At 55.2% G+C, this 20981-nt stretch carries 21 protein-coding genes; 15 read left to right on the top strand and 6 right to left on the bottom strand.

Features of this window, described 5'->3' with window-relative positions; all coding sequences use genetic code 11:
• Positions 1 to 52 precede the first annotated feature (52 nt).
• Positions 53 to 1054: a protease modulator HflC gene (gene hflC, locus R3F50_21720; GenBank protein ID MEZ5492904.1), complete on the bottom strand. Its 1002-nt coding sequence runs from the start codon at positions 1052 to 1054 to the stop codon at positions 53 to 55.
• Positions 1051 to 2106 carry an FtsH protease activity modulator HflK gene (gene hflK, locus R3F50_21715; GenBank protein MEZ5492903.1) on the bottom strand — a complete coding sequence of 352 codons (1056 nt, stop codon included), beginning with the start codon at positions 2104 to 2106 and terminating at the stop codon, positions 1051 to 1053. The genes hflC and hflK overlap by 4 nt, the downstream gene beginning before the upstream one ends.
• Before the next feature lie 316 nt (positions 2107 to 2422).
• On the opposite strand from hflK, the gene R3F50_21710 reads away from it, so the two are divergent.
• The 9 genes from R3F50_21710 (at position 2423) to R3F50_21670 (ending at position 10201) form a co-directional block, all read left to right on the top strand.
• Positions 2423 to 3907, top strand: a complete 1485-nt coding sequence (locus R3F50_21710; GenBank protein MEZ5492902.1) for a DUF2779 domain-containing protein — start codon at positions 2423 to 2425, stop codon at positions 3905 to 3907.
• Positions 3908 to 3983: 76 nt separating this feature from the next.
• Entirely contained in the window at positions 3984 to 5093 is a 1110-nt protein-coding gene (locus R3F50_21705) for a hypothetical protein (GenBank protein MEZ5492901.1), read from the top strand.
• A 420-nt stretch (positions 5094 to 5513) separates the two neighbouring features.
• Positions 5514 to 5666: a DUF4160 domain-containing protein gene (locus tag R3F50_21700; protein MEZ5492900.1), complete on the top strand. Its 153-nt coding sequence runs from the start codon at positions 5514 to 5516 to the stop codon at positions 5664 to 5666.
• Positions 5647 to 5811, top strand: a complete 165-nt coding sequence (locus tag R3F50_21695) for a hypothetical protein (protein MEZ5492899.1) — start codon at positions 5647 to 5649, stop codon at positions 5809 to 5811. Before R3F50_21700 ends, R3F50_21695 begins: the two co-directional genes overlap by 20 nt.
• 16 nt (positions 5812 to 5827) lie before the next feature.
• Complete coding sequence (locus R3F50_21690; protein MEZ5492898.1) at positions 5828 to 6274, top strand: RidA family protein; 447 nt, start codon at positions 5828 to 5830, stop codon at positions 6272 to 6274.
• A 51-nt stretch (positions 6275 to 6325) separates the two neighbouring features.
• On the top strand, positions 6326 to 6697 hold the full coding sequence (locus R3F50_21685; protein ID MEZ5492897.1) for a hypothetical protein: 372 nt from the start codon (positions 6326 to 6328) through the stop codon (positions 6695 to 6697).
• A gap of 38 nt (positions 6698 to 6735) precedes the next feature.
• Complete coding sequence (locus tag R3F50_21680) at positions 6736 to 7596, top strand: alpha/beta hydrolase (protein MEZ5492896.1); 861 nt, start codon at positions 6736 to 6738, stop codon at positions 7594 to 7596.
• Entirely contained in the window at positions 7597 to 8832 is a 1236-nt protein-coding gene (gene kynU, locus R3F50_21675; GenBank protein MEZ5492895.1) for a kynureninase, read from the top strand.
• Positions 8833 to 9136: 304 nt separating this feature from the next.
• The gene (locus R3F50_21670) at positions 9137 to 10201 is read left to right on the top strand and encodes a hypothetical protein (GenBank protein MEZ5492894.1); all 1065 of its coding nucleotides are present in this window, start codon (positions 9137 to 9139) and stop codon (positions 10199 to 10201) included.
• A gap of 133 nt (positions 10202 to 10334) precedes the next feature.
• Here the strand turns inward: R3F50_21670 and R3F50_21665 are convergent, their stop codons facing one another.
• On the bottom strand, positions 10335 to 11645 hold the full coding sequence (locus R3F50_21665; GenBank protein ID MEZ5492893.1) for an FAD-dependent oxidoreductase: 1311 nt from the start codon (positions 11643 to 11645) through the stop codon (positions 10335 to 10337).
• Positions 11646 to 12566: 921 nt separating this feature from the next.
• On the opposite strand from R3F50_21665, the gene ltaE reads away from it, so the two are divergent.
• Complete coding sequence (ltaE, locus tag R3F50_21660) at positions 12567 to 13580, top strand: low-specificity L-threonine aldolase (protein MEZ5492892.1); 1014 nt, start codon at positions 12567 to 12569, stop codon at positions 13578 to 13580.
• A gap of 109 nt (positions 13581 to 13689) precedes the next feature.
• Here the strand turns inward: ltaE and R3F50_21655 are convergent, their stop codons facing one another.
• Positions 13690 to 14307: a TetR/AcrR family transcriptional regulator gene (locus R3F50_21655; GenBank protein MEZ5492891.1), complete on the bottom strand. Its 618-nt coding sequence runs from the start codon at positions 14305 to 14307 to the stop codon at positions 13690 to 13692.
• A gap of 148 nt (positions 14308 to 14455) precedes the next feature.
• Between R3F50_21655 and R3F50_21650 the strand changes: the two genes are divergently transcribed.
• A complete protein-coding gene (locus R3F50_21650) occupies positions 14456 to 15295 on the top strand; it encodes a CPBP family intramembrane glutamic endopeptidase (protein MEZ5492890.1) in 840 nt (279 codons plus the stop codon).
• Between the two features lie 168 nt (positions 15296 to 15463).
• Complete coding sequence (locus R3F50_21645) at positions 15464 to 15640, top strand: hypothetical protein (protein MEZ5492889.1); 177 nt, start codon at positions 15464 to 15466, stop codon at positions 15638 to 15640.
• A 58-nt stretch (positions 15641 to 15698) separates the two neighbouring features.
• Here the strand turns inward: R3F50_21645 and R3F50_21640 are convergent, their stop codons facing one another.
• Complete coding sequence (locus R3F50_21640) at positions 15699 to 15932, bottom strand: hypothetical protein (GenBank protein ID MEZ5492888.1); 234 nt, start codon at positions 15930 to 15932, stop codon at positions 15699 to 15701.
• Positions 15933 to 16060: 128 nt separating this feature from the next.
• On the opposite strand from R3F50_21640, the gene R3F50_21635 reads away from it, so the two are divergent.
• The gene (locus tag R3F50_21635; GenBank protein MEZ5492887.1) at positions 16061 to 16402 is read left to right on the top strand and encodes a cytochrome C; all 342 of its coding nucleotides are present in this window, start codon (positions 16061 to 16063) and stop codon (positions 16400 to 16402) included.
• 79 nt (positions 16403 to 16481) lie between these two features.
• Positions 16482 to 17750, top strand: a complete 1269-nt coding sequence (locus R3F50_21630) for an FAD/NAD(P)-binding oxidoreductase (GenBank protein MEZ5492886.1) — start codon at positions 16482 to 16484, stop codon at positions 17748 to 17750.
• Between the two features lie 88 nt (positions 17751 to 17838).
• Here the strand turns inward: R3F50_21630 and R3F50_21625 are convergent, their stop codons facing one another.
• Positions 17839 to 18240: a YidB family protein gene (locus tag R3F50_21625; GenBank protein MEZ5492885.1), complete on the bottom strand. Its 402-nt coding sequence runs from the start codon at positions 18238 to 18240 to the stop codon at positions 17839 to 17841.
• A gap of 394 nt (positions 18241 to 18634) precedes the next feature.
• Between R3F50_21625 and mrcB the strand changes: the two genes are divergently transcribed.
• On the top strand, positions 18635 to 20980 hold the full coding sequence (gene mrcB, locus R3F50_21620) for a penicillin-binding protein 1B (GenBank protein ID MEZ5492884.1): 2346 nt from the start codon (positions 18635 to 18637) through the stop codon (positions 20978 to 20980).
• Position 20981 lies beyond the last annotated feature (1 nt).

The following is a 20981-nucleotide window of genomic DNA, read 5'->3' as shown; positions in this document are numbered from 1 at the left end:
TCTTCTTTGAGTCTAACCTGCTTTTTACTTTTCTACATGTAATCTGGATTCATCATGGGCCAGCGGATTCAGTGTTGGCGGTCATGCCTTTAAGGAATTTGAAAAGATCACTGTCTGTAGAGAGTACGATAGTGGTGCTTTCGCCTATGATAGAAGGATAGGCTGCCATGGTGCGGGTGAATTCAAAAAACTCTACAGCCTGCGGGCTTTTATTGTATGCGCTGGCGTAAATTTCTGTTGCCTTGGCATCCGCCAGACCTCGTATCTCTTCGACCTGCCGGTAGGCTTCGGATTGGATTTTGTTCAGATCCCGTACCCGGTTTCCCAGTATTCTTGCGGCCTCACCATTGCCTTCGGACAAATACCGTTCGGCAATCTGTCTGCGCTCGCTGATCATCCGATCATAGATTTTAGGTCGGACGCTTTCGTTGTAGTTGATACGTTTGAACCTGATGTCGAGTAGTTCAATGCCAAACACAGCAACCTTCTCAGCGGCGGCAGTAAATATCTCCTGTTCAACCAATTGTCGCCCTTTCTCAATGGGAACCAATGCGCCAATATTGGCACCTTGATTCGCTGAAGGTGCGACAGATTCATCTGAAGCTGTTGAGTCAATGAGCGGCAGGCGGTCTTTCGTCGTGCGGATAATTTCAATCAGTTCGTGCTTGGCCACGGCGTTTCGGGTTTCGCTGCCAAGGATGTCGTCCAGCCGTGACTGGGCGCTGCGCTCATCACGCAGGCGTAAAAAATACTGTAAGGGATCAACTATCCGCCAGCGGGCAAACAAATCCACCGAAATATACAGTTTGTCTTTGGTGGGCATGTCAGAAGGGGCGCCATCCCACTCCAATACCCGCTTATCGATAGGATTGACTTCCTGAACAAATGGGATTTTGAACTTGAGGCCAGCTTCAGTGACTGGTTCACCCACTGGTTTACCGAATTGGGTTACGATAACCTGCTCGACTTCATCAACGGTATAAATGGAACTTATCAGTACATATCCGCCTGCCAGCGCCAGCAGCGCCGCAGCAAACCAGGTATAGGTTTTCATAGATGCGGTCCATTTTGTCCATTAAGGTTGAGCAGAGGTAAAAGGCCTTGCATGGCATCATCCAGCAGGACCTTGGATTGTATTTTTGGCAGGACATTTTGCATTGTCTCAATGTAGATGCGACGGCGGGTAACCTCCGGGGCTTTGCGGTACTCAGCGAACAACGCATTGAATCGCGCCACGTCACCTTCTGCTTCATTGATACGCTTAAGACGATAACCATCCGCCTCACGGATGCGTTGATCTTTTTCGCCTTCGGCCAGCGGAATCACCCGGTTGTATTCCCGCCGCGCCTCATTAATCAGCTTTTCCTTTGATTGTTGCGCTTGGTTCACTTCGTTGAAGGACTCCTGCACAGGTTTGGGTGGGTTTATGTTCTTCAGCTGTACCTGATCAATTCTGATTCCCATCACGTACTTGGTGGACAGTTCCTGCATTTTGATCAATGCTTCCACCTCGATCTCCTGCCGGCCAATAGTAATAACTTCATCCACGGTTCTATCGCCGACCACTTCACGCATTACCGATTCCGAGACATAACGCAGTGTTTCACCGGGTTCGCGAACTTCGAACAGAAACTTCACCGGATCTGAAATGCGATACTGAACTACCCATTCCACTAAAGCGGCATTGAGGTCGCCTGTGACCATCTGGGTTTCTCTCTCGTCGTCGCGTGCGCCCTGGTTGGGGTCGCGAGCGCCCGGTGTGGCAAAGCCGAATTCCTGCTTCAGCTGTCTCTCAACCGGCACGATTGTCGCGTTATCAACGCCGAACGGGAGTTTGAAGTGCAGCCCTGGCGGCACTTCTTTCAGATACATGCCAAAACGCTGTACAACTCCCACAGAATCACTCGGCACTGTATAGTAAGCAGACCAGGCTGCCAGCGCGACAGCAATCAGGATGAACAGGGCAGCTGCCCGGATTGGGCTAGCGCCGGGGGTTAGTTGTTTCAGGGATAGCAATTTGCGCCTGATTAGCAAGGTAATATCGGGTGGTGCTGGAGTCTGGGACCCCCAGGAGCCTCCAGAATCATCGTTATCTGGAGATGGCATGGTGTTCAGCCTTTTTGTAGGAATAGACGAAACTGTCTATCAATAGCTTATATGGGGGTTGCCAAGGGTTTTTTCAAGAAGGCTATCCAGGTGAGTTGCCTTAACAGGAATACCTGACCTGCCAGTTCAGCGGGTTTATTAGGGCTATTGGCCTACCTGACAACATACTGGAGAAAATGCAGACGACATCTTAGGGTTAGAGAGATAGGTTGATGCCATGCCCATCTACCCAAAGGGGGCCTACCCATAGGGGGCTGGCGCGCTTATTGATTCAATTTCACTCGCTGCTGTTGAGTTGTAGCCGAGGGTTATAAAAATGGCACTTTATTCAGCACGACTTTCCAAGGGCAGGATACTGGCCTGGAAACAGTGCCCCAAGCGCCTCTACCTGGAAGTGTTTCAGCCGGAGCTGGCCGCCAAAGATGAGCAGAGGCAGTACTGGTTCGCCCAGGGGCATGAGGTAGGGGTGGCGGCCCGCGCTCTGCTCCCTGGTGGCATCCTGATCGGTGGTGATGAAACCCTCGGGCTCGAGATGGCAGAGCGGCAAACTCGAGAGTTGCTGGCCGGGCCGCATCCTGTGCCGTTGTTTGAGGCGACTTTCAGGGTTCAGGACGTGTTGATTCGGGCTGACATCGTTTTGCCTGGCGAAAACGGGCTGCTGCTGCGTGAAGTGAAGTCAGCGGCGAAGCTGAAGGCCTATCACGTTCCCGACTGTGCGGTGCAGGCCTGGGTGATGGTTCAGGCCGGCTATGCACCGGCTCAAGTCGAGCTGGCCCATATCGACACGTCCTTCCGTTACGAGGAGGAGGGGGTATACGACGGCCTCATCGCCTGCCAGGACATCACCGGGCAGGTGGCGGATCTGCAGCCACTGGTTCCTGACTGGGTAGCAGGTGCCCGGCAAACCCTGCTCGGGCCGATGCCGGATATCAAGCCCGGTTTACAGTGTGTTGAGCCGTTTGATTGCCCGTTCATGGACCATTGCTGGCAGCGGGTACCCGAGTATCCGGTGGAGACTCTGCCGGGCGGGGGAAGGGTGATAGGCGAAATCCGAGAGCAGGGCATAATAGACATTCGCGACATACCTGATGGCGTGCTGAGCAAGCCCTTGCAGCTGCGAGTTCGGGATGTCGTCAAAAGCGGCCAGGTGTTCCTGGACCCGAATGCCAAACAGATACTGGCGAACCTGCCTTACCCACGTTATTACCTGGATTTCGAGACCATCGGTTTCGCCGTGCCCATCTGGCTGCAGACCAGGCCCTTCGAGCCATTGCCGTTCCAGTGGTCCTGCCATATCGAGCGACAGCCTGGCGAGCTGGAGCATAAGGACTTTCTGGACGTCAGCGGCGCACCGCCCATGCGGGCCTTTGCCGAGCAGCTGCTGGGAATGCTGGGCGGGTATGGCACGATTTTCATGTACAGCAACTACGAGCGAACCGTCATCGCGGCCCTGATGCGGCGCTATCCGGATCTGGCGGACCAGCTGGCACCCTTGCTGGACCGTCTTTTCGATTTACAGAAAGTGGCCAAACAATATTACTACCACCCGGCCATGCAAGGCCGCTGGTCGATCAAGACCGTTATGCCGACCATTGCCCCGGAGCTGGACTACAACCAGCTGGTTGGCGTGCGCAACGGCACAGAGGCGCAGATGGCATACCGGGAATTTATTGCGCCCGCAACGACAGAGGCGAGGAAGCGGGAGCTGGAGCAGCGACTGTTGGCTTACTGCGAGATGGACACTCTGGCGATGGTGAAGATTGCCCACTATTTTCAGTTTGTAGGTTCCACGGCGCATTAGCGTAAGATAGTTCTTTTCAGAATCTGGTCCGTCAAATGTTATTGTATGCTGGCCAGGGTATAGACGAGGAAAGCCGATGAGACGACTTTGGATAATAGCGACTATCGTCGTTGCGATGATGGTTATCGTACAAAACTTGCCGAGGGTTTCGGAGGCGCAGCAGGCTGTCGGACCCGTCTACCAGGTGGATCCTTTCTGGCCTCAGATGCCGGAGCAATGGGCGCTTGGCCAGGTGGCTGGTGTTGCCGTTGATTCACGTGACCATGTGTGGATCATCCAACGGCCCTGGTCGCTTGGGAGCGACGAGCAAGCGGGTAATCCTGAGGCGTTGTGTTGCCGGGCCGCACCGCCAGTGTTGGAATTCTCACCGGAGGGCGAATTTCTGCAGGGCTGGGGTGGGCCGGGAGAAGGGTATGAATGGCCGGCAGACGAACACGGCATCCATATCGATCAAAACGACAATGTCTGGATCTCATCGGCGGGGGGGCCGCGCCTGCGCGAGCGGACCGAGAATCAATTACTCAAGTTCTCCAGAAATGGAACGTTCCTTCTGCAAATCGGGAGTCGCGGAGCCAGTAAAGGCAGCCTGGACACCGAGAACCTCAATAATGCAGCGGACATGTATGTGCATCCCGCGACCAACGAGCTATTCGTTGCCGACGGATACGTGAATCGCCGCGTAGCGGTATTTGATGCCAATGACGGCCAGTTCAAGCGGTTGTGGGGAGCCTACGGGAATCCGCCTGACGACTCGGCGCCGAATACGCCACTGTACGAAGGGGAAGGCGCACAACAGTTTAATACCGTGCACGGCATCCGTGTTTCAACCGATGGGCTGGTCTATGTTGCAGACCGGCGTAACAATCGCGTGCAGGTATTCCAGCTTGATGGCACCTTCGTTCGTGAAATTTTCATTGAACGGTCTACGCGCCTGCTGGGCACTGCCTTCTCGATTGCTTTTTCACCTGACCCCGCACAGCAATACCTGTATCTCGCCGATGCGGGCAACGGCCGTATTCGCCTGTTCGATCGTTTGACTCTGGAGGAAGTCAGCAGCTTCGGCCGGATCGGCAGGTATGCGGGGCAGTTTGTGTTTTTGCACAACGTGGCGGTAGATTCACGGGGCAACGTCTACACGGCGGAGGTGGGCGGTGGACGCCGGGTCCAGAAATTCATCAGGAATTAGGGAGCCTGATTAAGCCCAGGGCATTGCCACGAAGCAGAACTTGTTTAACTTGCGTATCTGTTAAATACGTATCTGTTAAGGGCTTGATTTTACCTGACGTCAAGGTCCGTTTTGATTGAGAGCAGAAAGAAGCTGACAGTCATAAACTAAGGAGACTCTGATTAACTCCCTCAGAGCGTTGTGGGAGTTAATCAGCGTCTCCTTAGACTTTTTTCTGTCTTTCCGATTATTTTTACTGGGAAGGGCAGTAGAAATCACTTTATTTCGGTGGGATACTTCCGTCAAAACGGAGGTTGTACCCCCCTGTAGATGAACGCCGGAGATACCGGAGTCTTTGCGTGCCGGCGGTTTTAAGAGTTGGTCCTTCCCGGTTTTCTTTTACAGTAACGAAGCTGGGGAACCACCACACATTCATGTTGAGTGAGATCGAAGTGTGGAAAATTTTGGCTATCGCCCGTTTCTCTGACGAAGTCCACCAGGTTCTCAGCAACTGAAAATCGAAAAATGCAGTCTCTGATATTAGAGCACAGAGGAACTTTATTGGAGGCGTGGGATGAGTACTTTAAAAGTTGAGGTTCAGCCTGTAGCCAACGAACTGGAATTTACCGATTCAGAAATGCTCGTTACCTTGGTTGGCGGGCGAACGATTTCCATTCCGCTGACCTGGTTCTCATCACTGTCTAATGCTTCAAAAATCAATAAACTCAGAAATCAATAAACCCAGGAGGAACATCATGTTCAGAGTCATAGCTGCTGCTGCCCTTTCCACCGCATTACTTGCCTATCAGCCCGAGACATCCATCACCTTCGCTGCTGAAGCAGTCCAGCAGCCCGCTGCGCCGGAATACATGAATCCGAATCCACGTGCGCCATATTCAGAAGGCGTCCGCTACGGCGGCCTGATCTTCCTAGCCGGTAAAACAGGTGGGCCTGGAGAGCCCGGAGTGCAGGCCGAAACACGACGCGCTCTGGAATCAATTCAGGACGCACTCGAGCGCTTCGGCTCGTCGATGGATCGAGTGGTTAAATGTACGGTATTTTTGGTCGACATGGCAGAATGGAGTGCCATGAATGAGGTTTACGCCGAATTCTTCCCGGAAAACAAACCTGCCCGAACGGCCGTCGGCATCAGTTTGGGTGGAGACACCCGTGTAGAGATCGAGTGCATTGCAGCGGCGTGAGAAGTCAATGAGGTCGAATAATAGTACAACTAATGTGTCACTTAACTTGTAATGAATAAAACAGATTTTGATAATTGGGTTGAAGCGTATATTGACTTATTCGACAACAACGATGCTCCAGATGAACACCACCCTTCTTATTGGGCAGTTGAACAATTTGTTGATTTAGAAGCTGATAATCCAGAAGATTGCTGGGCTGCGATATTAAGCATTGTAGCTAAAGAACCTTCCCCAAGAATTCTGGCGAATCTTGCATTAGGTCCAATGGAAGAATTGCTCGAGCTACATGGAAAGGACTATATAGATCGAATTGAAAGTGAAGCCGCGCGTAATCCGGATTTCCGAAATATGCTTCATAGTCTTTGGGAAATCACCAATGAAGATATATGGGGAAGAATCCTAAGGGCGCGGTTAGATGGATAGTGCTCACGAAATGCAACAATTTAATCTAGCTTAACTAAATGCGCATTTTACATTTTTCCGCTGCTTACAGCCTGATTTTATTACTGGTGTCTGTTTCCGTCCGAGCCGCTGAGGAAGCGTATCCCGCTGTGGCTCCGAACGTCAGTTTCGATGCCGTGTTTGCGCTACCTTACCGGGACAGCGATCACCGGATCAGCTATGGCCCTGACCCTCTGCAATTCGGGCAGCTGTGGTTACCGCAAGGGAAAAACCAAGGAGATAGCCGCGGTCTGCTGGTGTTCATCCATGGCGGCTGCTGGCTGAACGAGTACGGGATCGATCATGCCCAGGCGGTCAGTGCCGCGCTGGCGGCGGAAGGCTATGGGGTCTGGGCGCTGGAATACCGGCGCACCGGCGACCCTGGTGGCGGCTGGCCCGGCAGCTTTGAGGATGTGATCGCCGGTATCAACCACGTGAGCGAACTGGCCCGCTACGGTGTCGATAGTGAAAGAGTGGCGCTACTGGGGCATTCCGCCGGTGGGCATCTGGCGGTGCTGGCCGGTGCCCGTGAGGAGCTGCTGACAGTGCAGCCCGACCTGGTGGTGGGCCTGGCGGCGATTACCGATGTGGTCAGTTACGCCCGGGGCGGAAACAGTTGTGAGCAGGCAACGCCGGCCTTCATGGGCGGCAGCCCGGAGCAGCGGACTGAAGCCTATTCTGAAGCCAACCCCGTCAGCCACGGCGTGCACCCGGCCACTATTCTGCTGCAGGGTAATGTCGACCAGATCGTAGCGCTGTCCCAGGCGAGCCTGCCGGCTGCGGAGACTCGTCTCAGTGAGGGCGCGGGACACTTCGATTGGGTGCATCCGGGCACTTCGGCGTTCCAGGATCTGTTGCAGATCCTGGCAGGTGAGTGGTAAGTGAGTCCGGAGCAGATCAGTCAGCTGGATGCCACCGATGGCTTGGCCCACAAACGTGCGCTGTTCAGCCTGCCCGAGGGCGTCATCTACCTGAATGGCAACTCACTGGGGGCGTTACCACAGAGCGTACCGCCACACCTGGACAAGGCAACGAACCGCCAATGGGGCGATGACCTGATCAGCAGCTGGAACAAACACGGCTGGATCGATCTGCCGCAGCGGGTAGGGGAGAAGATTGCTCCCTTGCTTGGCGCTGCCGGTGGCCAGGTGATCTGCTGTGACTCTATCTCGCTGAACCTCTTCAAACTGCTGGCCAGCGGCCTGCAACTGCAACCAGGCCGAATCCGGGTGTTGTCCCAAAAAGATAATTTTCCCACCGATCTGTATGTGGCCCAGGGCCTGCAGCAGTTGCTGGGGGCCTCCCGTTGCCAACTGCAACTGGTGGCAGCAGACCAGCTCGTCGACGCGCTGAATGATGAGGTTGCTGTGCTGATGCTCAGCCACGTCAACTTTCGCGACGGTGCCATGCACGACATGGCCGGGCTTACCCGTATCGCCCATGAGCGGGGAGCGCTGGTGATCTGGGATCTGGCACACAGCGCCGGCGTATTACCACTGCAGCTGGATGGCTGGGACGTCGACTTCGCGGTGGGCTGCGGCTACAAGTTTCTTAACGGCGGGCCCGGGGCGCCGGCCTTCGTCTATGTTAATCGCAAGCATCACGACAGGTTCACCCAGCCATTATGCGGCTGGATGGGACACAAGGCACCTTTTGAGTTTGCTATCGACTACGAGCCCGCCGGGGGTGTCAATCAGTTCCTGACCGGCACGCCATCGATCCTGTCCCTGACGGCCCTGGACGCCGCCCTGGATGTATTCGCCGATGTGGACAGGGGTTTGCTGCGGCAAAAATCCATCGCCCTGGGTGAGTGTTTTCTGGCGCTGGTGGAGCAGCAGCCGGTGCTGGCAGAGTTGCGATTGGTTTCACCCCGGCAGGTTGACAAACGTGGCAGTCAGCTTTCGTTTGCTCATTCAGAAGCCTATGCCATCTGCCGGGCCTGGGTAGACGCAGGCGTTGTCGCCGATTTCCGTAGCCCGGACCTGCTACGGGTTGGTTTCTCGCCACTGCTATTAAGTTTTGCCGAAATTGAGAAGGCGGTACGCCTGCTGGCAGAAGTGGTGGAGAATGAGACATTCCGTGCAACCAGGTATCAGCAGCGCCTGAAAGTGACCTGAGGCGGTTGCGTCTAAAAGGCTGCGGGTTGCGCTTCAAGCCGCCATTGTGAGATTCAGAGTCACTTGCGGTCCGGATCGTGTCTCGTACCAGGCGTGTATCTCAGGCAACCATCCCCTGCAGCCATCTCCGGCGTCAATCCTCGTCGTCCATCAGACCGCGCCAGTACCCGGGGCTTGAGGCCTACACGCCAGGCTAAGTTTTACAAACTGTTACAGCTCCGGGGTCCAGGCCGCGGGCTGATTGAATTGGTCCGACCTCTGGTTTATGCTTGAGGGCCATTTTTCAAATAATGAGAGTTGTGACATGAATAACCCGAAAATAATAAGATCAGCCTGCCTGGCACTCTGCATGGCGCCCGCCCTGGCGTTTGCACAGGCTGATATGGAGCCGGTCAACGACCTGCCCAATCCTTACATCACCCAATCCGGTTTTTTCAAGCTGCCAGCAGGGCGTGAGTGGGGCTCCTCGAGCACCGTGGAGATTCATCCTGATGGCGAAAGCATCTGGGTTGCCGAGCGCTGTGGCGGCAATGCCAACGCCTGCATTCAGAATCCTGATGTAGACCCCATCATGCTGTTCGACAAGGACGGTAATCTGGTACGCAGCTTTGGTGCCGGCTATATCACCTGGCCACACGGCATCGAAGTCGACCACGAAGGCAATGTCTGGGTTGCCGACGCGCGCGGCACTGATCAGATGCAAGGCTATACCGGTGAGCCGTACGGTCACCAGGTGCACAAGTTCAGCCCGACCGGTATTCACCTGATGGCGCTGGGTACCAAAGGTGGTGGGCAGAACGAAGAATATTTCTACACCCCCAACGACGTACTGGTAGCGCCGGACGGCTCGATCTTTGTTGGTGAGGGTCACACCAGTGCCGAGGGTAGCGTAAACCGGATGCATAAGTTCGACGCTGACGGCAACCACCTGTTCTCCTGGGGGGAATGGGGCGAAGGTCCGGGCCAGTTCCGCCAGCCTCACGGTCTCGCCATGGATTCCAAGGGTCGTCTGTTCGTCGCTGACCGTGGCAACAACCGCATTCAGATCTTCGACCAGCAAGGCAACCTGATCGACATCTGGTATCAATTCAGCCGTAACAGCGGTGTGTTTATCGATGAGCATGATGTGCTGTATGCCGCCGATTCCGAATCAGGCTCGGTAAACCCGGCTCATGGCGACTGGTTACGCGGTATCCGCGTCGGCAGCGCAATCACCGGTGAAGTGGAATTCTTTATTCCCGATCCGCAGCCGGACTGCCGCGGTACCTGCACAGCCGAAGGCGTCGTTGCTGACAAGCACGGCAACATCTTCGGTGCCGAAGTGGGTCCTGTTGGTGGTATCAAGCGCTACGTGCGAGGCGTCAAATAAGCCGGGTCTGAAAGACTTCGAGTGAAAAAAAAACCCGGCCACTTTCAAAGTGGCCGGGTTTTTTATTGCGCTTTAAACAGCCTGGGTCGGCAGATTCCCGGTTCAATTCCTCTGGTCACGTTCAGGTCTGCGCCTACGCCTCCGTCACGCGGCGCGCGGGATCGGATTCCGCCAGCACAGGACTCATGTGGCCGGTGTGGATATAGTCTGCCGCCAGTTTACCGGCCATGGGCCCACGTCCGAAGCCAGACGAGGCCAGACCGCTGACGATAAACAGCTTCTCGCGCAAAGGGATGCGGCCAATAAGCGGCGCGCCATCCAGTGAGAAAGGCATCAGCCCGGACCAGGTGCGGGCGATGGGCAGGCCTGCCACCAGCGGGATCACCTCCGCCGCGTGACCGCGGTTCACCTCGATACCATCGGGATTCGGGCCCGTTACATAGCCCAGACTTTCGCGATCGCCACCGAAGATGATCTCCCCGTTCCTGCGTTGCCGACCGTACAGATGACGCGTGGTACGGCGGCCATTCCTGTGTGTGCAGTTTGGTGGTGTCACGCTATCGGCGCCGTTGTCCAGGCTCCAGTCATAGGCGGACTCAGATGAGCCGATGGTGTTGAAAACCCGCATGGGCAGGGACGCGGTCGCCCACATCTGTCCGCGTACTGGAACGATAGGTATGTTCAGGTCCAGCATCCTGCCCACCGGACCACACCAGGCGCCGGTGGCCAGCACCAGGGTCTGGCAGCGGTACTCGGCGGTGTCGGTGCGAACCGCATAGCCGGAGTTCAAGGCTTCTATCGTCACCACATTCTGCCCGGTAAGGACAGTGGCACCGGCGACCTGGGCGGCGTGCGCGAAAGCGCGGGTAGACTTCACTGGGTCCGCCTGGCCACGCTGGGGGGCATGCACATAGCCGAGCAGGTCACCGCTGGCTTCCGGCTCTATCGCGCGGGCCTCCCGTGGCGACAACAGGTCGACGTCGTAGCCCCCGGCCCGCAGTTCCGCCACCCGATCCTGCTGGTATTCATACTGTGCCTCGTTGTGAATCCCGGTCAGCGTGCCGGACAGGCGAAATTCCATGTCATAACCCAGGTCGATCTGCATGCGCTTGAAGATCTCGACCCCGCCCGCTGTCAGGTAGGACAGCAGGTCCGGGTTGTTACCCCAGCCGTTGCCACCGACGCCGCCCATGTTTTGCCCCGACGCTTCCGAGGCGATCTCGCCGCGTTCCAGCAAAACCACATCGCGACCGTGCTCGGCCAGATGCAGGGCCGTGGAAGATCCGGCGATGCCACCACCGATGATGAGGACGTCAGTGTCGGTTGCACCACCCTGGGCGGCCAGGCGTCCGGGCAGCAGCCCGGCAGCGGCGAGGGATCCGAGGCCGATGATGGCGCGACGACGGCTGGTGAGGGTTTTGTCATCGTTTTGGTAGTTTGTCATAACCGGTGTTATCCAAAGGGCGTGAAGAAGTAGGGATTGAATGATGGTGACGGTTTCAGGGTGAGGGTTTGATGATAAAGAGGGTTGGAGTAAAAATACAGGGGGTTATAGGTTGGGGTGTGGCAGTTGCTCGAGCCCATCTTGATCAAATTACACCAAGTGCCTTGCTCGTAGCGCTATCTTCACAGGTAGCGCTGGCAGTGGCCTGATTCCGCACAATTGAAATGGTCGGCGTTGTCTCACTCTGACTTTGTGCTGCCGCACGGGGTTTATTCTGCACTGTGCCAGGGCGGGGTAATCTGGATCCTGTTTTAGCTCTTATTTTAGTTCTTGTTGTGGTTCTTTTCAGGTTGTTTTCAGTTGGCGTTCTTTATAGAGACCGCACCACGCCGGGGGAACCTGCTCCTTCGCAACTTGCACCCCTCCGGTGTTCCCTCCCTCGGTCGGGAGCCCTGAAAAACGGTCTCCCTCGGTCAGTCGGTGCTGCGTTTTGATTGCTCCGTCATCAGGTTCCCCCGGCGTGGTGCTCAGTGCGAGATTCAAATCTTGGTGCATTGCTGCAAGGCCGCAACAGCCCTTCCTTAACACCTTTACGTATACAGCGATTTGCAACCAATTGCGTCACCTTCGAGCCCACTGCCGGCCGCGCCGCTCGAAGCCACAACGTGTGCCCCCTATCTCCTCCCGCTCAAAAAGCTGCCAATAACCCGTGACCAACAACACCTCTGTCCGGCAGGACATTCAAACAGAGACACGGCCAGATGGACGCCTCGCTTGCGTTTCAGATAACCTTCTGTTTGTGGGTTGTCAGTGTGCTATTCATGGTCTGTCTATGGGCAATCTACGACTATCTATGGGCTATTGAAAGGCTACTGAATGTCTGTTTGCTGAAATGCCGAATACAAAGGGGAAAAAGACTCGATGATTGATTTAAGGAGTGACACCGTAACCCAACCCAGTGCGGCGATGCGAGAGCGCATGGCGGCAGCCCCCGTCGGCGATGACGTGTTCGGCGATGACCCCACAGTTAATGAGCTGGAAGCGAAAGTCGCGTCCCTGGCCGGAAAAGAGGCGGCACTGCTGTTACCGTCTGGTACTCAGAGCAACCTGGTTGCCCTGCTAGCTCATTGCCAACGGGGTGAGGAATACCTCGTAGGGCAGGATTATCACACCTATCTGTACGAGGCCGGCGGCGGTGCGGTGTTTGGCAGCGTACAACCGCAACCGATTTCCGTGGAGCCTGATGGCAGCCTGGACCTGCAACTGGTCAAATCGCGCATCAAGCCGGACGACTCCCATTTCGCCCGCAGTAAACTGCTGGTGCTGGAGAACACCCATAATGGCAAGGTATTGAGCCTTGACTACCTGGGGAGGGCATTTCAGTTCACGCGCGATCACGGCCTGTCCCTGCATCTGGATGGTGCGCGGGTATTTAATGCGGCGACTAGCCTGGGTGTTACCGTGGCAGAGATCGCGCTTTACGCCGACAGCATTTCGATCTGCTGTTCCAAGGGGCTTGGTGCACCGGTCGGCTCGTTACTCTGTGGTCCGGCACCCTTCATTAAGGCGGCCCGGCGCTGGCGCAAGATGGCCGGCGGGGGCTTGCGACAGGCGGGTATTCTGGCCGCCGCTATCGACTACGCGCTGGATAACAATGTCGAGCGCCTGCCGGTCGACCATGCTAACGCCAGACGGCTGACCGAAGGACTTGAGCAGATTGATGAGATCAGGATACGCAGCAGTGGCACCAATATGGTTTTCATCGAATTACCCAGTCAGGTACTTGGCGAGGAACTGGCCAGGCACCTGGCTCAGAAGGGTGTAAGGATTCTTGGCGGGCAGAAAGTTCGCCTGGTGACGCATCTGGATGTTGGTGTAGAGGATATTGATCGGGTGGTGGGGTTGATTCGGGCATTTTTTGAATTGAAGAGGTGAGGAGGAGGGTGGGAGAGGCTTCGGCAGGGCGCTGTCTTTTAAGAGTTTGTTGGTAAGGGTTTGTTGGTAAGAGTTCGGTCGTCCCTTCCAGGGCGCTGAGGTACTGAACTTAATCCATGACATTGAAAATCAAATCCAAGCTTTTGGAATATAAAACATTTAAGTCCAGCTTTCCCGTGTGCGCGATGATCACATCGCCGTAGAAACAAGAAGCCAGATGGATCAGGGTATCCATGTGGTCGACGGCAGGGTCGATTTCAGTCAGATGCTGTAACAGCATCTCGTTACCCGAGGGGATAGTTGCTTCATACAACGCCGGAGAATCGGGATACAGTAAAGTTCTGTCTGCCGGCTCGATGTCGTTTGCGGTAGGGGCTATCTCGCTGGTGGCCAGGTAAGAGATGAAATTGACAAACAGCTCAGGATGCCTGTCGACCTGAGCCGCCGTGTGACTGAAGACGCGACGAATTGCCGCTTCCCCGGTGAGGGGTGCGTTGAGCTGCAAATCCATCAGATCAAGCGTCCAGATCCCCATCATGTAACGCAGTATGTCTTCCTTTTTCTGGAAGTAGTTGAAAAAAGTCATCTCTGTAATCGCCGCTCTCGAAGCGATGGATTTCACTTTCAAAGACCGGAAACTAGTTTCACTGCTCAGCTCATAGACGGCACTGAGTATGTCCAGTCGGGTCTGTGCTTTGTGAAGAGCGCGTTTACCCAGCTTGATCATGCTTGAGAAAATCCCTGTAACCAATTGAAAATAAGAATTAAAAATATAAATATTATAGCCAACTAAAAGATATTGACAAGCCCTCTGGCCGCGACTAAACTTTTAGTCAACTAAAAATAAATGATTCCCTGTGGAAAGGTGGTTTGTAGTGATTGAAAAGTACCGTTACCCGTTTCGCTTCTATTTCTTCAGTGCCGCCATACCCTGGCTTTTCTGGCTTACTGCCGCCTTCCTGAGCTGGCAGGAAAAAGCCGGTGAGTACGGAACCTATATCGCTGTACTCGGTATAGCCGGGCTCTGCTGCCCGCTGCTGGTAGCAGCGTATTACATACAGAAAGACAACGCGACAGTGTCTGACGTATTGGGGCGCGTTTTCAATTTTGGCTCAACACGTGCCATTTATCTGCTGATCGCTGTATTTCTGATGCCTGTCAGCATTCTGTTGGCAATGGCAATTTCGGTTTTGTTTGGGTATGACGCCAACCAGTTTGTGATTACTGGTCACGCCACGTTCACTTCCGGCGTACTGCCGGTCTGGTTCATATTGATCTTTGCACCAGTCCTCGAGGAACTGGCCTGGCATTCCTATGGCACCGATTGTCTAAGACAAAAATTCTCGTTATTTGCCACGTCGATGATCTTTGGCGTCTACTGGACACTCTGGCATCTGCCACTGGGGCTGATACAAGGCTACTACCACAGCAATCTGGTATTGGAAGGCGCAATCTACAGCATCAATTTTCTGTTGAGCCTGTTCCCGTTCGTACTGCTCATGAACTGGCTTTATTACAAAACCAACCGAAATATTCTGGTCGCGGTAGTACTGCATATGGGTGCGAACGTGTTCAACGAGATATTTGCTACCCACCCGGACAGCAAGGTCATTCAGACAGGGCTGCTGTGTGTGCTGACTGTTTACCTGCTGGTTAAAGACAGAGAGTTTTTCTTTGACAGGGCTTACGATGAAGCTGAGGTTGCCAATCTGTAGTTGGCTGATTTATAGCACGAAGTTAACTAAAGACACGCCTGATCGATTGCCGCTGCTATTGGGTATGATCGGGAGGATATGATCGAGGGATGCCAACTTCTGCTGCCAGCCTGGCTTCAAGTGAAGTTTGTCGATGGCCTACTGCTCTTCTGAATACCTACAGAACCAATGAAAGAATCTCCTGCCCTGCTGCTGCATGAATCGACCTTCAATGCGAGTATCCGCTATCAGCGCATGCTTGCCCAGGGCGCTGTCAATTCTAGCGTGTTGCTGTCGCGGGCATTGGCCGGCCAATCGGTTGATTCTCTCTCGGCAGAGTCTGGTCGGTTGGTGGCCTACAGATGAACCAGGCTGCTGGATAATCTGCTGGCGATCCCGGGCCCAGTTCGAGCTTGCGTCGTGTTCAGCTGGTTGGGACTTTCAGATCATTTGCGGCTCTCCAACAGTTTTGTCGAAAACCTGTCAGGCTGGCAACGGGAGTTCTCATCCGGGACGCAATTTCTGCCAGATAGATCGGCATGTCTTGCATAACCAAATTAACAGTCAGCTCTATCTCTCTGTTTCTTTCCGAATAAAAATCAAACGATCGGTCAAGATGGCTGGTATTTTGCTTGCCGATCCTTTTATCGTTCTTCATCGCTGCTGTGAGTTAGTGTGATGCAATACCCATATATAATCTGTGGACTTGCTATCCTGCCTGCGCATGTCAGAGGCAGAGGTTCTGGCCCACAATTCATAAATCCCGACCAGGGGGAGGTATTGCAGATGAAGCTAACACGCGTTCTATTCCCGACCTTTTTCATAGCAGGCCTGCTTTGCGCGGGCACGGCTGACGCCGAAGACCTTACCGTTAATCGCCTTCTCGCCTCGCAGTGTGCCCAGTGCCATGGCACTGATGGGAAATCTGCTGGTGGCATTGAGGGACTCGAAGATGAGAGTTACAAGGATCTCTATGAAGACCTGATGGATATGCGTTCAGAAGACCGACCCGAGACCATCATGGATCATCAGGCACTTGGCTATACCGAAGACCAGATCGACCGGATTGCTTACTACTTCGGATTGCTGGCAGGCAAGGCGGATGAGGCACCGGAATTTGAAGACTGAGCATGCAGGGTGTAATAAATATTTATTTCGAAGTCTGGCAACGGGATGTTTGCCAGGAGATTACCAGGGAGTGTAAATCATGAACATGAACCGCAGACAGGCACTGGCAGCAATCGGCGCTGTGAGTGCGTCAACTCTTATTCCTTCAACCAGGGCTGCAGCAGCAAACCCACGCGTGTTAGTGATCGGTGGTGGATTCGCGGGATCGACGGCTGCAAAATACCTTCGCAAATGGAGCGGCGGTAATATCGATGTCAGACTGATCGACCCTCAGGCCACACATACTTCTTGTGTGATGAGTAACCTTGTACTTAATCGCCAGCTTAAGCTATCGGATTTAAGGTTTTCCCATGACCTCTTGGCTCAAAACTACGGCGTGGAAGTCGTCAAAGACAGAGTGGTTGAGATTGATCCCGTCGGGCACAGAGTGCGGCTGAATCAAGGTGGATGGGAGAACTACGACAAGTTAATCATAGCTACCGGAATCGCTTTCAAGAAACCGCAAGGGACTGATTTCAGGCTGACACCTCATGCGTGGATTGCAGGCGGGCAGACTAACAAGCTGGCGAAAATGGTTGAAACCCTCGGTGCAGGTTCCACTTTTGTGATGACGGTCCCGAAGGCACCTTATCGCTGTCCCCCGGGGCCTTATGAGCGTGCCTGCCTGGTCGCGGACCATTTCAAACGCAATGGCTTTGACGGTGGAGAAAGCCGCGTGATCGTACTTGATGAAAATCCGTGGATTCAGGCTGAAAAGCATACTTTTGAAAAAGCTTTTTCCGGCCTCTATGCCAATATCATCGAGTACATCCCGAATGCCGAGATAGTGGCGGTCAGATCAGAATTGGGTATCGTTGAAACCAGCCTCGGTGATTTTGCCGGTGATGTAATAAACCCGATCCCGCGCCACCGGGCCCATGGCTTCGTGAGAAAGTCCGGCCTGACCGACAACACTGGCTGGGCAATGGTCGATCCGGTGACTTACGAGTCCACTGCACCTGACGGGCAGGATGTTTACGTCATCGGCGACGCGCAGAATACCAAGCAGCCGAAGTCTGGCCACATGGCAAATTCACAAGCCAAGATATGCGCCGATGCCATCTTGCGTGACTTTACTGGTGGGTCAAACTACACAGATGAGCGGCTCGCCAATATCACCACGAATTCTGCCTGCTACAGCCCCATTACCTATGATGAGGCGTCCTGGCTAACCGCAAACTTCGCCTATGATCGGGAGTCCGGTGGAATGACGCTGACCAACATCGGTGAGGCAGAGAATTGGAGTCGAGAGAACTTCAAGCGCATGTTTGGATGGGCCAATAACCTGTTTTCAGACAGCTTTATGTAAGTTCCGAATTTGGACCAACCACACATGCCTCACAATGCCAGGGACGGCTTTGGTACTGTGCTCACCCGGTCAGAGCCGAATGGGGTGATTACAGAAATTTCCTGGCAAGACCGCTAAGTCCCCCGAGCGAGTCCAGCAGCGATCCACCTCTGCTGGACTTATCAACCATCTCCGGCAATATCTCTTTCAGCCCATCAAGTAATGAGCCTTCATCTGTTCCCAATCTTTGCGCGGCATCCGCGACCTGGCCACCACCGAGCACTTCCTTCACCTGGTTTATTGAGATTGCGCCGTTCTCTCCGTCTCCCAGCCATGAATCGGCAATATTTCCAAGCCCCTTTTCTTTTAATCCATTGACCAAACCATTGAGGTCGAGTGAATCCCCGGATCCAACCAGCTTGCCTATCACGCTTTTGACTAGATCGGCATTCTGCCCGCTATTTCCTAACCTGCTTCCCAGAGCCTTTACCGCGATATCCATGATGTCCATAATTGGTTCTCTTGTTTGAAATTGTGATTGCCAGCGCGGCATATTAACATTGGACCAGTGGTTTCACACCAGCACATAGCGCAGACCAAATTTGCCAGATTAACGTATTAGGTCGATCATCTGCCTGACGCCTGACACCTTGGCGTCCGTGGGCTTTTGTGTCTCGATGGCAGGGATTTTACGGGTGCAGAGTCGACGGCTGGTCAGGTGGAATGTTAGGTCGCAGTGACCTCATTCGAGTTGCAATGATGCCCGCGCGAGCGGCCCATTCTGGAGAACAGAGGGTTGTCTCTGGCTTCCTGCGTTTTTTCTATGAAATATGAAAGACAGGGAGTTAACTATTTGTACTAGCGTGGCCTTGTGTTGCCAGAGTTTTCTCTCATAATACACAGCCATGACAGTACCCAACCTTGGCAAGACCTCCAGCAATCGATTCGGCAAGGGTTCAGGCCGGCCAGCCATCCGTCTGGGGAGGTTGCTGGGTGGCCTTGTTCTGGTCGGAACTGTGGTGCTGAGCGCCTGGTTTGTGTGGATCGATTTCAAAGTCCGCCGGGATTTTGAGACCCTGCAGTGGGCGCTGCCTGCCCGCCTGTATGCACGACCGGTTGAACTGTATGTCGGTGCCCCGGTCACTACTGATGACCTGATTGATACCGTGCAGCGACTCGGGTATCGACTGGTTGACTCGATCAGTGGCCCTGGTGAATACAGCCAGGGTGACGGCGTTGTGCGGTTATGGACCCGCGGCTTCGATTTCTGGGATGGAACAGAGCCCAGTGTGCAGGTGGAGGTCGATGTGCTCGGCCGGCGTGTTTACCGGCTCAGCAACATCGCCGATGGCGAGGACGTGCCCCTGATGCGGCTTGAGCCGGTAGAAATCGCCCAGATCAACCCGGATACGGGTGAAGACCGACTTCCCTTATCGTTACCCGCTGTGCCGCCCGATCTTGTCAATGCGGTGGTGGCCGTTGAGGACCGGCGTTTCTATGACCATTTCGGGGTGGATCTCATCGGCATCGCGCGAGCGTTTGTGACTAATATCCGCGCGGGCGGCATCGTTCAGGGTGGCAGCACGCTGACGCAACAACTGATCAAGAATCTCTACCTCACCCAGGAGCGCACGTTTCGCCGCAAAATCGAAGAGGCCCTGATGGCGCTGGCGCTGGAAATACATTTCAGCAAGGAAGAGATTCTTACCGCGTACCTCAATGAAGTGTTCCTCGGCCAGGACGGCAATCGTGCCATTCACGGGTTTTCTCTGGCGGCGGAATACTACTTTGGCCGCCCACTGACAGAGCTGCCGCTGGATGATCTGGCCCTGCTGGCCGGCCTGCCGCGCGGGGCATCCTATTACAATCCCCGGCGCAATCCGCAGCGGGCATTGGAGCGTCGCAATGTCGTGCTGGCCCGGATGCTGAGCCAGGGGTATATCACCCAGGCCCGGTATGATCAGGCGAGCGGGGCGCCATTAAGGGTATCCGAGCGTTCCACCCAGCGCGGTAGAGGTTACCCGGCCTTTATGGAACTGGTGCGCAGCGACCTGGCCAGGGATTATGACGCCGAGGCCCTGCAGACCGAAGGGCTGCGCATATTCACCACCCTGGATCTGCGGGTACAGAACACCCTGGAAGCTACGCTGGATGACGCTGTGGCTGCCGTGGAAGTGCCGTCGGCCTCCGGCGCGCCACCGACCCTGCCGCTGGAAGCGGCCGTGGTCATCACCGACGCCGTCACCGGCGAAATCCGCGCCGTAGCCGGCAGTCGTCGCCCGGGTTATAACGGCTTCAACCGCGCCACGCAGGCGCTGCGCCAGATCGGGTCGCTGGTAAAGCCGGCCGTTGCGCTGGCGGCTCTGGAAAGCGGAGAGTTCACCCTGGCCTCCGTGCTTGACGACTCGCCCGTCAGCATCGAACTGGACAACGGCGATATCTGGTCGCCGCAGAACTACGACAACCAGATGCACGGTGATGTTTACCTGTACGATGCGCTGCAGCGCTCGCTGAACCTGGCCACCGTCGATCTGGGAATGCAGGTGGGGGTGCCCGGGGTGATAAGTACCCTGCGCAGGCTGGGCTTCGACGGTGACGTGCAGCCATACCCCTCAGTGCTGCTGGGGGCGGTCAATATGACGCCGCTGCAGGTAGCGGGCATGTATCAGACCCTGGCCAGCAATGGCTTCCGCTCACCGTTGCGGGCTGTGGAGGCGGTGACCACCGGTTCCGGGGAGCGCCTGGTGCGTTACGGCATCGCGACCGAGCAAGTGGCAGACCCGGCCTCCATGTTCCAGCTCGAATGGGCCATGCAGGGGGTCTTTGAGCGTGGCACCGCACGTAACATGCTCAGCCGACTGGATCGTCACCTGCCACTGTCTGGTAAGACAGGCACCACCAACGACTTGCGTGACAGCTGGTTTGCCGGCTACGGTGGCGACCTGGTTGGCGTGGTATGGCTGGGCTATGACGACAACCGGGAAACCGGGCTGACCGGTTCCTCGGGCGCGTTGCGGGTGTGGACTGATATCATGAACAACCTGGACCTGGAGCGTCGCCAGCTGGTGGCACCGGCGGATATCACCTGGCAGCGTGTATCGGCTCAGCCAGCCAGCACCGAGTCGGCTCGCAACTGCCAGTCCCCGCTGATGCTGCCGTTTCGTGAGGGGCAGGCCCCGACTCTGCCCGTGGATTGCGAGAACAGCGAATCGTTGATCGAGCGCGTGTTTGATCGTTTCAGGAATCTGTGAC

The sequence above is a fragment of the Gammaproteobacteria bacterium genome, from assembly GCA_041395725.1.
GTDB lineage: Bacteria > Pseudomonadota > Gammaproteobacteria > Pseudomonadales > Pseudohongiellaceae > NORP240.
The sequence above is the reverse complement of the archived record's forward strand: the minus strand, read 5'-3'. Positions and strand labels throughout refer to the sequence as shown.

What these genes read in the sequence shown, in the direction of transcription:
- hflC (MEZ5492904.1), bottom strand. Translation starts at nt 1,054, where the DNA reads ATGAAAACCTATACCTGGTTTGCTGCGGCGCTGCTGGCGCTGGCAGGC.
- hflK (MEZ5492903.1), bottom strand. Translation starts at nt 2,106, where the DNA reads ATGCCATCTCCAGATAACGATGATTCTGGAGGCTCCTGGGGGTCCCAG.
- R3F50_21710 (MEZ5492902.1), top strand. Translation starts at nt 2,423, where the DNA reads ATGGCACTTTATTCAGCACGACTTTCCAAGGGCAGGATACTGGCCTGG.
- R3F50_21705 (MEZ5492901.1), top strand. Translation starts at nt 3,984, where the DNA reads ATGAGACGACTTTGGATAATAGCGACTATCGTCGTTGCGATGATGGTT.
- R3F50_21695 (MEZ5492899.1), top strand. Translation starts at nt 5,647, where the DNA reads ATGAGTACTTTAAAAGTTGAGGTTCAGCCTGTAGCCAACGAACTGGAA.
- R3F50_21690 (MEZ5492898.1), top strand. Translation starts at nt 5,828, where the DNA reads ATGTTCAGAGTCATAGCTGCTGCTGCCCTTTCCACCGCATTACTTGCC.
- R3F50_21685 (MEZ5492897.1), top strand. Translation starts at nt 6,326, where the DNA reads ATGAATAAAACAGATTTTGATAATTGGGTTGAAGCGTATATTGACTTA.
- R3F50_21680 (MEZ5492896.1), top strand. Translation starts at nt 6,736, where the DNA reads ATGCGCATTTTACATTTTTCCGCTGCTTACAGCCTGATTTTATTACTG.
- R3F50_21670 (MEZ5492894.1), top strand. Translation starts at nt 9,137, where the DNA reads ATGAATAACCCGAAAATAATAAGATCAGCCTGCCTGGCACTCTGCATG.
- R3F50_21665 (MEZ5492893.1), bottom strand. Translation starts at nt 11,645, where the DNA reads ATGACAAACTACCAAAACGATGACAAAACCCTCACCAGCCGTCGTCGC.
- ltaE (MEZ5492892.1), top strand. Translation starts at nt 12,567, where the DNA reads ATGATTGATTTAAGGAGTGACACCGTAACCCAACCCAGTGCGGCGATG.
- R3F50_21655 (MEZ5492891.1), bottom strand. Translation starts at nt 14,307, where the DNA reads ATGATCAAGCTGGGTAAACGCGCTCTTCACAAAGCACAGACCCGACTG.
- R3F50_21645 (MEZ5492889.1), top strand. Translation starts at nt 15,464, where the DNA reads ATGAAAGAATCTCCTGCCCTGCTGCTGCATGAATCGACCTTCAATGCG.
- R3F50_21640 (MEZ5492888.1), bottom strand. Translation starts at nt 15,932, where the DNA reads ATGAAGAACGATAAAAGGATCGGCAAGCAAAATACCAGCCATCTTGAC.
- R3F50_21635 (MEZ5492887.1), top strand. Translation starts at nt 16,061, where the DNA reads ATGAAGCTAACACGCGTTCTATTCCCGACCTTTTTCATAGCAGGCCTG.
- R3F50_21630 (MEZ5492886.1), top strand. Translation starts at nt 16,482, where the DNA reads ATGAACATGAACCGCAGACAGGCACTGGCAGCAATCGGCGCTGTGAGT.
- R3F50_21625 (MEZ5492885.1), bottom strand. Translation starts at nt 18,240, where the DNA reads ATGGACATCATGGATATCGCGGTAAAGGCTCTGGGAAGCAGGTTAGGA.
- mrcB (MEZ5492884.1), top strand. Translation starts at nt 18,635, where the DNA reads ATGACAGTACCCAACCTTGGCAAGACCTCCAGCAATCGATTCGGCAAG.